At 63.5% G+C, this 11,498-nt stretch carries 12 protein-coding genes; 2 read left to right on the plus strand and 10 right to left on the minus strand.

Annotated features, from left to right (window positions below; all coding sequences use genetic code 11):
* Positions 1-90 precede the first annotated feature (90 nt).
* Positions 91-930 carry an outer membrane protein assembly factor BamD gene (locus BWR02_RS01325; RefSeq protein WP_129883137.1) on the plus strand — a complete coding sequence of 280 codons (840 nt, stop codon included), beginning with the start codon at positions 91-93 and terminating at the stop codon, positions 928-930.
* Between the two features lie 434 nt (positions 931-1,364).
* Complete coding sequence (locus BWR02_RS01330) at positions 1,365-2,288, plus strand: carbohydrate kinase family protein (RefSeq protein ID WP_139555963.1); 924 nt, start codon at positions 1,365-1,367, stop codon at positions 2,286-2,288.
* A gap of 37 nt (positions 2,289-2,325) precedes the next feature.
* Here the strand turns inward: BWR02_RS01330 and der are convergent, their stop codons facing one another.
* From der to BWR02_RS01380, 10 genes are all read right to left on the minus strand, one after another.
* On the minus strand, positions 2,326-3,723 hold the full coding sequence (gene der, locus BWR02_RS01335; RefSeq protein ID WP_139555964.1) for a ribosome biogenesis GTPase Der: 1,398 nt from the start codon (positions 3,721-3,723) through the stop codon (positions 2,326-2,328).
* Positions 3,723-4,907: an outer membrane protein assembly factor BamB gene (gene bamB, locus BWR02_RS01340; RefSeq protein WP_139555965.1), complete on the minus strand. Its 1,185-nt coding sequence runs from the start codon at positions 4,905-4,907 to the stop codon at positions 3,723-3,725. The genes der and bamB overlap by 1 nt, the downstream gene beginning before the upstream one ends.
* Positions 4,904-5,539 carry a YfgM family protein gene (locus tag BWR02_RS01345; protein WP_139555966.1) on the minus strand — a complete coding sequence of 212 codons (636 nt, stop codon included), beginning with the start codon at positions 5,537-5,539 and terminating at the stop codon, positions 4,904-4,906. Before BWR02_RS01345 ends, bamB begins: the two co-directional genes overlap by 4 nt.
* A 10-nt stretch (positions 5,540-5,549) precedes the next feature.
* The gene (hisS, locus tag BWR02_RS01350) at positions 5,550-6,827 is read right to left on the minus strand and encodes a histidine--tRNA ligase (RefSeq protein WP_139555967.1); all 1,278 of its coding nucleotides are present in this window, start codon (positions 6,825-6,827) and stop codon (positions 5,550-5,552) included.
* 40 nt (positions 6,828-6,867) lie between these two features.
* A complete protein-coding gene (gene pilW / locus BWR02_RS01355; protein WP_236101809.1) occupies positions 6,868-7,623 on the minus strand; it encodes a type IV pilus biogenesis/stability protein PilW in 756 nt (251 codons plus the stop codon).
* Between the two features lie 38 nt (positions 7,624-7,661).
* The gene (gene rlmN / locus BWR02_RS01360) at positions 7,662-8,771 is read right to left on the minus strand and encodes a dual-specificity RNA methyltransferase RlmN (RefSeq protein ID WP_139555969.1); all 1,110 of its coding nucleotides are present in this window, start codon (positions 8,769-8,771) and stop codon (positions 7,662-7,664) included.
* Positions 8,746-9,177, minus strand: a complete 432-nt coding sequence (ndk, locus tag BWR02_RS01365) for a nucleoside-diphosphate kinase (protein ID WP_139555970.1) — start codon at positions 9,175-9,177, stop codon at positions 8,746-8,748. The genes rlmN and ndk overlap by 26 nt, the downstream gene beginning before the upstream one ends.
* A gap of 216 nt (positions 9,178-9,393) precedes the next feature.
* Positions 9,394-9,717 (minus strand): HesB/IscA family protein, encoded by a 324-nt coding sequence (locus BWR02_RS01370; RefSeq protein ID WP_139555971.1) that lies wholly within the window; start codon positions 9,715-9,717, stop codon positions 9,394-9,396.
* 114 nt (positions 9,718-9,831) lie between these two features.
* A complete protein-coding gene (locus BWR02_RS01375) occupies positions 9,832-10,983 on the minus strand; it encodes a cysteine desulfurase family protein (protein ID WP_139555972.1) in 1,152 nt (383 codons plus the stop codon).
* A complete protein-coding gene (locus tag BWR02_RS01380) occupies positions 10,980-11,480 on the minus strand; it encodes a Fe-S cluster assembly transcription factor (protein WP_129883025.1) in 501 nt (166 codons plus the stop codon). The genes BWR02_RS01375 and BWR02_RS01380 overlap by 4 nt, the downstream gene beginning before the upstream one ends.
* Positions 11,481-11,498: the final 18 nt, after the last annotated feature.

Raw genomic sequence — 11,498 nt, forward strand, 5'->3', positions numbered from 1 at the left:
TAATCCCGAATCCCGGTCCAGAACGACTTTTCCCGCATGGTTTCCTCGCGTTCACGATCCAGGATCGCCGACTACTTGAGGCACCTGGGTATGCTGCTGCTGTTCGCTTCACTGTCCGCGTGTTCGGTCACCAAGGACTTCTCGTCCCTGACGAACATCTTCTCGGGCGACGACAGCGAGGAGCCGCAGGACGAATTCTCGGCTTACACGGAAGAACAGTTCGCCGAGGAAGCCAAGATTGCTCTCGATGAAGAACGGTGGACCAAGGCCATCCAATTATACGAGAAACTGGAAGCACGTTACCCATTCGGTCCGTATACCACGCAAGCACAGATCAACATCGCCTACGCCTACTACAAGAACAACGAGCCCGACTCCGCGCTCGCCGCTGTCGACCGGTTCATCAAGCTGAACCCGGCGCATCCCAATGTCGACTATGCGTACTACCTGAAAGGCCTGATCAACTACAACCGTGGCCTGACCTTCGTCGATCGCTTCGTACCGACCGATCCGTCCCAGCGCGACCCCGGCGCCGCGCGACTCGCCTTTCGCGACTTCGAGGAGCTGGTCAACAAGTTTCCCAACAGCCGCTATGCGGAAGACTCACGGAAACGCATCACCGCATTGCGCAACAATCTCGCCATGTATGAATTGCATGTGGCCGAATACTATATGCGCCGCGGCGCCTACCTCGCCGCATCGCGCCGCGGCGCGGAAATCCTGCGCAACTACCAGCGCACGCCTGCAGTGCCCGAAGCGCTCCAAATCATGGAAGCGGCCTACCGGAAACTGGAGATGGACGATCTCGCTGACGACATCAGCCGGGTCTACGCCTTCAACTACGCCAACGGCGTCCCCACCGAGGCCGAGGGCCTCGAATACGAACCGGCGCTCGCCGAACGAGTGATGCGGACACTGGGCTTCGAATGAGGCCAACGTCCGGGTCGTTCGCGCCTTGCGCACCCGGGGCCGCTCTCGCTCCATAATCGACCGCGCCAAACAGTAGGAGAGCGCTCCACCCGCCGCCCAATGGGCCAGCGCCCAACGAGAGCCAGCAACCCTACCGACAAGGTCCGGAGGGCGCCCTCGACACGCAGCAGGGCAAGAGCACAGGGCGGCCGGGCCCCGCCTTGCCCGGTCCGGGTCGCTGCCGGGCAGTGCGATCAGCGAACCGCTACTCGGGTCACGCGGCCGCAAGGCCGGACGAGCGCATCGCTCACCACTTATCACGGGAGGCGCGGCGAAGCCGCTCAGAGCGCGCTAAATGGCCCCGTCCGGCATCTACACCGATCTTTCTGGCGGGGGATGAGCTTCCGCCGGATCTCCGTCCGCCACGATTAGGAATCTGGAGCAGAAAACGGTTCATGGCCAAGTCGTCTTCCCCTGCTACACTCGACGTCCTCTGCGTCGGGCACGCCTCCTTCGATCTGGTACTCAGCGTGCCGCACCACCCGGATGCGGACGAAAAGCTCTTTGCGGATAGCCTGCTTGGCTGCGGCGGTGGGCCGGCCGCGAACGCTGCTGTCACGGCGGCCCGCCTGGGTTCACGCGCGGCCTTTGCCGGCTATCTCGGACAAGATCTTTACGGCTCCACGCATCTCGAGGAACTGCAGCACGCGCGTGTGGACACGCGGCTCGTGGTCCGCGGCAGCAGCCCGACACCGCTCTCGGTGGTTCTCGTGAAGCCGGACGGGCGTCGTGCCCTGGTCAACTACAAGGGCGGAACGGAGGCGCTCCGGGCTGATGCGATCGACTTTTCGCCTCTGGCACCCAGGGTCGTGCTGTTCGACGGCCACGAGCCCGACATCTCGACCCCACTGGCCACCGATATCCGGCGCGCCGGCTCGGCCATCACCGTGCTCGATGCCGGGTCGCTACATCGGGGAACGCAGGCGTTGATGGGACACGTCGACCACCTGGTCTGCTCCGAAAAATTTGCGGCGCAGTGGTTGCAGAAGGACGACCCAGCAGAGGCCCTCGGCCGGCTCGCGCAGGTCGCACCGGCGGTGGTCATCACGCTGGGGGAACGCGGCTTGATCTGGCGCATCGGCGGGGAGCAGGGCACGCTGACCGCGTTTGAGATACACGCGGTTGACACGACCGGTGCGGGCGATACCTTCCACGGGGCATTCGCCGCCGGCCTGGCAGCGGGGCTCCCGTGGGCAGAGTTGCTGCGCCTGGCCAGTGCCGCCGGCGCGCTGTGCTGTGAGCGCCTCGGTGCCCGGCCGGCGATACCGACTCAGGCCGAGGTGTCCGCGCTGCTGTCCCGCGGCACCGCTGTCGGCTAGCAAACCGACCCTATCCGCATGAGCGGAATGAGCGGACTCAGCGCTTTTTCTTGACGTGCCGCATCATGCGGCGACGACTGCGCACCTGTCTTTCCGTCAGTTCGTTCTTGCGGCCCTTGAACGGGTTGAGCGAACTGCGGAAATCGAGACGCACCGGTACGCTCTGCAAGTCCAGCGCGGCGCGAAAGGCGTTCATCAGGTAGCGGCGATAGGCACCGGGCAACTCGTCGGTCTGATTTCCGTGTATCACGATCGTCGGCGGGTTGTGCCCACCCATATGGGCCACCTTGAGGCGGATTCGGCGCCCCCTTACCAGTGGCGGCTGATGGTCGGCCTGGAACTCCTGCAGCAGGCGCGTCAGCAGCGAGGTCGGAAAGGCCGCGACGACGGAACGGTGTATCAGGTCGACCGCCTCGAGCAGGTGCCCGACGCCGGTGCCGTGCAGGGCCGAGATGAAATGCTTCTCGGCGAAATCGATGAAGGGCAGCTTGACGTCGATTTGCCGTCGCACGCGTTCCCTTTGATCCCCGGTCAGACCGTCCCACTTGTTCAGTGCGATCAGCAGACCACGCCCCATCTCGACGACGAGCCCGAGCAAGTTGGCATCCTGGTCAGTGACGCCTTCGCTGGCATCGACCAGGTAGATCACCACCTCAGCCTGCTCGACGGCTTTCAGCGCCTTGATCGCGCTGAATTTCTCGATGACCTCCGAGACTCTGGCACGGCGCCGCAGACCGGCGGTGTCGATCAGCACATAGGCCTTGCCGTCCTTTTCGAATGGTACGTCGATACTGTCTCGTGTCGTACCGGGCTGGTCGAAGACGACCACCCGCTGCTCACCGAGGATACGATTCACGAGCGTGGACTTGCCGACATTCGGACGGCCGACGACAGCAATCCGTATACCGGGCGGGCCGGATGCCTCGGCCTCGGCGTCTGCCCGTGGTAGCAACTCGTCCAGCCGGGACTGCAATGCCTCCATCCCGGAGCCATGCGCGGCGGCGATCGGCAGTGGCTCGCCTAGCCCGAGCCCATGGAAGTCAGCCGTCACGACGTCGCTACGCAGACCATCGACCTTATTCGCGACGACCACCAGCGGCTTGCCCATCCGGCGCAGTCGTTCGGAGAAGTACTGATCGCTGACGTTCAGGCCGGCGCGCGCATCGACCAGAAACAGGATGACATCGGCCTCCTGGAGCGCAGCATCGACCTGCCGCATGGACATCTCGTCGATGCCATCGGCCATCTCCACCATACCTCCAGTGTCGACGACCAGGAAGCGACGTTCACCCAGTTGCGCGCGACCGTACCGTCGATCCCGGGTCAGGCCCGGGTAATCGGCGACCAAGGCATCGCGGCTGCGCGTCAGGACATTGAACAGCGTCGACTTGCCGACATTCGGACGCCCGACCAGCGCGACAACCGGCAAGCCCATCAGTCGAGGCTCACTGCGGCGAGCGTGCCACCGGAACTGTAGGCATACACGACATCGTCAAATACCACTGGCGGGGCCTCGATCGGGGTGTCGTCGATCTGGATCCGGCCGGCGACGCTGCCATCATCCTTGGACAGGAAATGCAGATATCCTTCCATGTCGCCGACGACGAGCCAGTTTCGCACCGGAACGGGCGCAGTCAGCCGCCGTTGATGCAAGGCGGTCTGCTTCCAGAGGTCACCGCCGTTGCCGACATCCAGTTGCCATACGTCGCTGACCGGATCCGTCAGATAGAGGAAACGTCGGTCCGCCGACAGCCCCGTGGGCGTGGACAGGTTCTCTCGTCGCCAGAGCACCTCGCCATTGCTCAGCCCGACCGACGCGATGCCGCCCTGGTAACCGGAGACGTAGGCCGTGTCACCCTTGATGACCGGCGTCGAGTCGATGTCGACGAGCCGCTCGATCTCGGAACGTCCATGGGGAATCGCAATGACCGCCTCCCACTCCTGCTTGCCGTCTTCGAAGCGCAGCGCCATCAGCTTGCCGCTCGCGTAACCGTCCAGCACGAGGTCACCGGCGATAACCGGGGCGCCCCGGCTACGCACCGACAACGGCGGGACCGAGCGTTCGTGGGACCACAGTGTGGTACCGGTCTTTTCATCCAGCGCCGCGATGCGGCCGTCATTGCTGCGCACCAACACACGCCCCCGGTTGATCTGCGGGAAGGCGAGGACTTCGCTACTGACGCTGGTGCGCCAGGCGATCTCACCGCTATCGGGGTTGATCGCAAGCACATCGCCATTGTTCGATGCCACCACGAGCACGGTCTTGCCGATGGCGGGGCCGGCCGTCAGCGTCAGCTCGACTTCGGTCGACCACAGCTCGTTGCCGGTAGACCGATCGTAAGCCACAAGGTACCCGCGGCGATCGGCTATGAAAACACGACCCGAGTCCACCGCCGGACGCAGGTTGACGTACTGCCCATCGTAACCTTTGCCGATGTCGTGGTCCCACAGCGTCCGCACCGACAGGGTCGGCGTGATTTCGGCCAATTCGACGGGCGGATCGACCGGCTCGGTGGTATCGAACAGTTCGGTCAGCCCGCTGAACCCCTCCTTCAGCGCACCGAGGCCGGCACAGCCCGCCAGCAAGGCACTCAGCAGCAATAGAGCAAGGCGCGTCACGATTTCGGCGCCGCCAGATCCTGGAGTTTCAGCTCGAGCAAGGGCGAGATTTGGCCCAGTTGTTTGGCCTGGAGATACGCAGTCCTCGCCTCCTCGGTACGGGCCAGCGACAGCAGCAGATCCCCCTTCAGTTCGGCGTAGAGTCCTTGATAGGCCTCAGCCTTCTTGGCTTCCGGCGCGTCGATCAGTTTCAGGCCCTCTTCCTCCTGATGCAGAGCCAGCATCACCTGTGCGGCTCGCAACCGGGCCAGCGCCTTTAGATTATCGTCCTTGGCGTTCGCCAGAACGGTCAGCAGTTGATCCCGGGCACCCACGAGATCGCCGCCGGCCGTCTTGTACTTCGCACTGAACAGCCGCCCATACCATGCGTAGGCCGTCGACGGAAACTCGTCTGCCAAACGCTGGCTGAGCTTCAGCGCCGCTTCGGATTGCTTGTCATCATCGGCCTTCAGCAGTTGCTGAAACACGCCCGATGCCTGCTCGGCGGTTTGCTGCTGGCGGCTCTGCCAGACATTCCAGCCGGCGACGATCAAGGCCCCGAAGCCCACCCCGAACACGACCGAACGCGCATTCTCCTTCCACCAGCGCTTCAGCGCCTCGACGCGTTCTTCCTCGGTCAAATAATCATCCATCGTGTATCCCTCAGAATCGGAAAAAATCGCGGAGATACTGCGGCAGCACCGACTGCTCCACGGTTGTCTGATCACCGCCACCGCGCAGCGGCTTCACGCCGATCAAGCCCACACGCGCCTCATCCTCACCCAGGATCAGCGCGAGCGCGGCACCGCTGCGGTCAGCGCGCTTGAACTGTGACTTGAAGCTGCCGGCACCGCAATTGGCGACCAGTTGCAGATGAGGAAGTGCGTCGCGCAGTCTTTCGGCCAGGACGCCGCCATGCCGCTCGGCGCTTTCTCCCACCTGGATAAGGTAGACATGCGGTGCCGCGACATCGAGGCCCGCCGCCCCATCGTCCAGCATTTCGATGAGCCGCTCGACGCCCAGCGCGAAACCGATGGCCGCCGAACCGCGTCCACCGAGCTGCTCAATCAACCCGTCGTAGCGGCCGCCCGCACACACCGTGCCCTGCGCTCCCAGTTCGGTCGTCACCCACTCGAACACGGTCTTGCAGTAGTAGTCCAGGCCGCGTACCAGCCGCGGATTGAGTACGTAGGCCAGCCCCGCGAGTTCCAGCCTTTCGCGCAGACCGTCGAAATGGCGCCGCGACTCGTCACCGAGAAAGTCGCTGAAGGCCGGAGCGTCGGCTATCAGCGCGGCCAGATCGGGGTTCTTGCTGTCGAGAATACGCAGCGGATTCGTTTCGAGGCGGCGCAGGCTGTCGGGATCGAGCAGGGCGCGATAACGGCCGAAGTAATCCACCAGTTCGGCACGATAGGCGAGACGTTCTTCCAGCGTGCCCAGCGAGTTCAGTTGCAGTTCCAGGCGACCCGCGAGATTCAGCGCCGACCACAGCCGGCGGCTCAGCAGGATGACCTCGGCATCGATATCGGGCCCCGGCATGCCGTAGGCCTCCACCCCGATCTGATGAAACTGCCGGTAGCGCCCTTTCTGTGGCCGCTCGTGCCGAAACATCGGACCACCGTACCACAGTCGCAGCACCTGATTATGCAGCAGACCGTGTTCCAGGCAGGCGCGCAAACAGCCGGCCGTTCCCTCCGGCCTGAGCGTCAGCGAGTCTCCATTGCGGTCGGCAAAGGTGTACATCTCCTTCTCGACGATGTCCGTCACCTCACCGATCGAGCGCTGGAACAGTTCGGTCTTCTCGACGATCGGCAGCCGGATCTCGCCGTATCCATAGGCTCCCATCACTCGGCGCACTTCGGCTTCGAGACGCTGCCAAGCGGGAGTCCGATCGGGCAGGATGTCGTGCATCCCGCGTATGGCCTGTACCTTCTCTGTCATCGCGGCAATTGGGGTGATTATCGGAGGAAGCGCACTTTCATCAGTGACCCGCCAGCGTCCCGGCGGCGACGTGCGCCTCGCGGCTGTCGGGATACTGCCGCTGCAGCTGATCGACATGGGTCTGCGCAGCCGTTCGGTCGCCGAGGGCGAGCTCCGTCTGCGCAGCCAGCCAGAGCGACTCGGGGGACTGACGCACAAGGCCGCGGTAGCGATCGAGGAAAACCCGTGCGGCGGCATAACGCCGGCTGGTGAAATTGAGCTTCGCCATTTCGAACAAGGCCGGCGCGAACTGTGGGTTGCGTTCGAGCGCCCGACGAAAAAAGTCTTCGGCGGCGGCGTTCTGCCCGGCCGCCCGTGCGCACAACCCGGCGTTGGTCAGTGGGATCCAGGGCTGCTGGTACAGCGGCTCGGCGATAACGCGCTGGACCTGCGCCATGCCTTCGTTGACGCGTCCGCGAGCGCAGAGGTAACGTCCGTAGTTGTTGCGGGCACTGAAATTATCGGCGTCCAGGGACAAGGCCTTCTGGAAGTTTTGCTCGGCGTCCGGTAGTCGATTCAGCCGCTCGTACAATACCGCGAGGGCATTGTAGGCTTCGCTGTTGCCGCTGTCGGCCTCGATCGCCCGGGTCAGATCCTGCAGGGCAACGGCGAGCGAACCCTGCTCCATGTACTGTACGCCGAGTTGTACATAGACGTCGGACTCACTCAGAGAAGCGTAGGGATCCCCCACGGATCCCGGCTTGGGAATCTCCAGCGGAGGCGGCGGCTCGGGCGTGCTCTCGCAGGCGACGTTCATCGCCGCGATTCCCAGAGAGAGTCCAACGAGCCAACCATTCATTGACCTACCGAATGAATTCTCTGGAAGCGCTGGCTGTTTCCGCGCTGCCGGACCTCTCCGACCAGCTGCCCGCAGGCCGCATCGATATCCTCGCCGCGCGTTTTCCGTCGGGTCGTGACCAGACCGGCCTCACGCAGGATGTCGCCGAAACGCTCGATGGCTGCGGGGGTGGAGCATTGATAGCCGGAGTTCGGGAACGGGTTGAACGGGATCAGGTTGACCTTGGACGGAACATGGCTGAGCAGGCGCACCAGTGCCCGCGCGTGGGCCGGTGTGTCATTGACGCCGTCGAGCATGACATATTCGAATGTGATCTTGCGCCGGCTGTCGCGCCCCACGTAGCGCTTGCAGGCCGCGATCAGGTCCCGTATGGGGTACTTGCGATTGATCGGCACCAGTTCGTCGCGCAGCACGTCATCGGTCGCATGCAGGGAAACCGCGAGGCTGATGTCGCTGACCATTCGCAGCCTGTCCAGAGCGGGCACCACGCCCGAAGTGCTGAGCGTCACCCGGCGTTTGGACAGGCCATAGGCAAAATCATCCATCATCAGCCGGGTGGCTGTGACGACATTGTCGAAGTTGAGCAGCGGTTCGCCCATGCCCATCAACACGACATTGGTGATGCGCTGCTGATCGCCCAACGCGCGGGACGCAACCCAGAGTTGCCCGATGATTTCGGCGACGCGGAGGTTGCGGTTAAAGCCCTGACGCGCCGTCGAGCAGAAGGAGCAGGCCAGGGCGCAGCCGACCTGCGAGGACACGCACAGCGTGCCGCGACCCGGTTCGGGGATGAAGACCGTTTCGATCCGATTGACCGGATCAACCTCCATCAGCCATTTCCGTGTGCCGTCGGCCGAGGCCTGCTCGTGCACCACCTCGGGCGCCCGGATCACGCATTGCTCCGCAAGCCGGTCCCGGAGACCCTTGCTCAGATTGGTCATCGCATCGAAACCGTCCGCGCCGCGCTGGTGGAGCCATTGCAGCACCTGCTGGGCACGGAACGGCTTCTCGCCGATCTGCCGAAAATATGCCTCCAGTCCCTCCCGATCCAAATCGAGCAGGTTGACCGGAGCAGTTACCTCAGCGGGTGCGGGGGCAGAGTTCATCGCTGTTGAAGAAGTACGCAATCTCCTGCGCTGCCGTGTCGCTGCCGTCGGAACCGTGCACGGCGTTCTCGTCGATACTCACCGCGAAGTCGGCGCGAATCGTTCCCGGAGCCGCTTCTTTGGGATTCGTGGCGCCCATGATGTCGCGATGCGCAGCGATGGCATTTTCGCCCTCGAGCACCTGGATCATGACCGGCCCGCTGATCATGAAGGCGACCAAGTCGTTGAAGAACGGCCGCGCCTTGTGCACTGCATAGAAGCCTTCCGCATCGGCGCGGCTCAACTGCTTCATCTTTGCCGCGACTACCTTGAGCCCTGCCTTCTCGAAGCGGCTGTAGATTTCCCCAATGACGTTCTTCGCAACGGCATCGGGCTTGATGATCGACAGCGTACGTTCAACCGCCATGCTTGGCACTCCTTAAGAAAGTTTGGATGAGTCTGGAATCGGTTAGGGGCGATACGGGGTATGGCACCGCCATCCTAAGGCTGGAGCGCGGCAAAGGAACGTCGTCGAACCGCTATGCTTGGCGGAGATAAGGCAACTTGAGCCGCGAGAGCCCGATTTAGCCTGCGGATTGTAAAGGAATCGGCGCGCCTTGGTAAGGCTTTCGCCTGGGGAGGGCTAGATCGTGAAACTCTCGCCGCAACCGCAGCTGGCCTTCACATTGGGATTATTGAAGCGATACGCTTCGTTGAGCCCCTCCCGCCGATAGTCGACTTCGATACCGTCCAGATACGGTAAGGCATCCTGACTGACGACGACCTTGACGCCATGCTGCTCGAACACTGCATCCTCCGGCAGCACGGAATCGGCATAGTCGATCACATACGCGAAACCGGAACAGCCCGATTTCTTAACCCCGAGCCGGAGGCCAATCGCGTCACTGCGCCGCGCCAGTTGTTTGTTGATCTGCCGCGCCGCACTCTCGGTCACCGTCAATGTCATGTTCTCACCTCTCTCAATCGATGCGTATTGGCTGTCGGGCGTGGGGCCGCCAACAGGCTTAGCGATCCAGCGAGTGCCCGGTGGCGCGAAGCCTCGGTCAAGCTACCGACCGGATCAGGCACTCGCGGCACGTGGCCAGTGCTCGGCACCCGTCTGCGCGGCAAACTGCTGCAACGCGGCGAGAAACTGGTCGACCTCCTGCCCGGAGTTCGCGGGCCCCAGACTCACTCGCACTGCTCCCTTGGCGACGGCGGGTTCCACGCCCATCGCCAGCAGCACCGGACTGGGTTCGTCCACACCACTGCCGCAGGCTGATCCGCTCGACACGGCGAATCCGGCACGATCAAGCGTCATGACCAGCATCTCGCCATCATAACCATGCAGTGCGAACTGCACGGTGTTCGGCAATCTCGCCCCATGCTCGGCAAACAGCGTGATGCCCGGCATCGCAGCCAATCCCTGTTCGAGGCGCTCCCGCAGTTGCCGGGTATGCCTGCTGCGCTCGTCGAGCGCGCTGCGCGCCAGTTCCGCGGCCTTCCCAAAGCCCACGATCGCCGGAACGTTCTCGGTGCCGCCGCGCAGCCCGCGTTCCTGTCCGCCGCCATGCAGCAGCGGCACGAGGGAGACCGCCGGATCGCAGATCAGTGCGCCAGCACCCTTGGGGCCGAATATCTTGTGCGCCGACAGGGACATCAAGTGAACGCCCGATCGGTGGAAATCGACGGGCACCTTACCCGCAGCCTGCACCGCATCAGTGTGCAACAAACCTCCCCGCTCGCGAACCGCGCCGGCGATTTTCGGAATGTCGCTGATCGCCCCGGTCTCGTTGTTGGCCCACATCACCGAAGCGAAGCTGAGCCCGCCCGGCTTGAAGCGGTCGAGCTGTTCGGCAACGATGTCCCCATCGGCTCCGGCGGACAGCGTCTCCACGCGCCACCCCATCGTCCGCAGGAAAGCCGCCGGCGCGCTGACGGCAGGGTGTTCCGTCGCCCCAACCGCAACGGTACCCGGCCTCATCGAGAAGGCCAAACCCTTGATCGCGAGATTGTTCGACTCCGTGCCGCCGGAAGTGAAAGTCACCTCCGCGGGTTCGGCACCGACCAGTGCCGCGACCTGTTCCCGGGCCGCTTCCACCGCCCCACGACAGACCCGGCCAAGCCGGTAAAGATTCGAGGCATTGCCGTACAAACGGGACAGATACGGTTCCATCGCCTCGCGGACCCGCTCGTCGAGCGGTGTCGTGGCGTTATGATCGAAATAGATCATCCGCCGGTATCGAAGGCCTGCACGTCCGACCGCAGTGCCATCTCAATCGGTTGACCGGCGCCATGCCGGTCCTGCCGCTCGGCGACCTGGCGGACGCTGCGACGCTGCAGGAGATCGTGCAGATTGATAGTCGCCAGATAGTTGCGTATCTGGTCGCTCAGACCCATCCAGAGATCGTGCGTCAGGCAGGGCTGATTGTTTTGGCAGTTCGCCTTGCCCCCGCAGCGCGTCGAATCGATCGGCTCGTCAACGGCGAGGATGATGTCCGCGACATTGATGAGTTGCGCATCGCGGCTGAGCTGATAGCCACCACCGGGACCGCGGACACCTTCAACCATGCCGGCACGCCGCAAGCGCGCGAACAGCTGCTCCAGGTACGATAGCGATATGTCTTGCCGCTTCGCGATGTCCGTCAGCGTTACCGGACGCTTTTCGCTATGATAGGCAAGGTCGAGCATCGCCGTCACGGCATACCGCCCCTTCGTCGTTAACCGCACGGGCGTTCTCCCATATGT

The organism is Methylotetracoccus oryzae (assembly GCF_006175985.1).
GTDB classification, from domain to species: domain Bacteria; phylum Pseudomonadota; class Gammaproteobacteria; order Methylococcales; family Methylococcaceae; genus Methylotetracoccus; species Methylotetracoccus oryzae.

Excerpts from the sequence above, each read along its gene's own strand:
- BWR02_RS01375 (WP_139555972.1), bottom strand. The coding sequence starts at position 10,983 with ATGATCTATTTCGATCATAACGCCACGACACCGCTCGACGAGCGGGTC.
- pilW (WP_236101809.1), bottom strand. The coding sequence starts at position 7,623 with ATGAACGTCGCCTGCGAGAGCACGCCCGAGCCGCCGCCTCCGCTGGAG.
- BWR02_RS01370 (WP_139555971.1), bottom strand. The coding sequence starts at position 9,717 with ATGACATTGACGGTGACCGAGAGTGCGGCGCGGCAGATCAACAAACAA.
- ndk (WP_139555970.1), bottom strand. The coding sequence starts at position 9,177 with ATGGCGGTTGAACGTACGCTGTCGATCATCAAGCCCGATGCCGTTGCG.
- hisS (WP_139555967.1), bottom strand. The coding sequence starts at position 6,827 with ATGACAGAGAAGGTACAGGCCATACGCGGGATGCACGACATCCTGCCC.
- der (WP_139555964.1), bottom strand. The coding sequence starts at position 3,723 with ATGGGCTTGCCGGTTGTCGCGCTGGTCGGGCGTCCGAATGTCGGCAAG.
- rlmN (WP_139555969.1), bottom strand. The coding sequence starts at position 8,771 with ATGAACTCTGCCCCCGCACCCGCTGAGGTAACTGCTCCGGTCAACCTG.
- BWR02_RS01325 (WP_129883137.1), top strand. The coding sequence starts at position 91 with ATGCTGCTGCTGTTCGCTTCACTGTCCGCGTGTTCGGTCACCAAGGAC.
- BWR02_RS01345 (WP_139555966.1), bottom strand. The coding sequence starts at position 5,539 with ATGGATGATTATTTGACCGAGGAAGAACGCGTCGAGGCGCTGAAGCGC.
- BWR02_RS01330 (WP_139555963.1), top strand. The coding sequence starts at position 1,365 with ATGGCCAAGTCGTCTTCCCCTGCTACACTCGACGTCCTCTGCGTCGGG.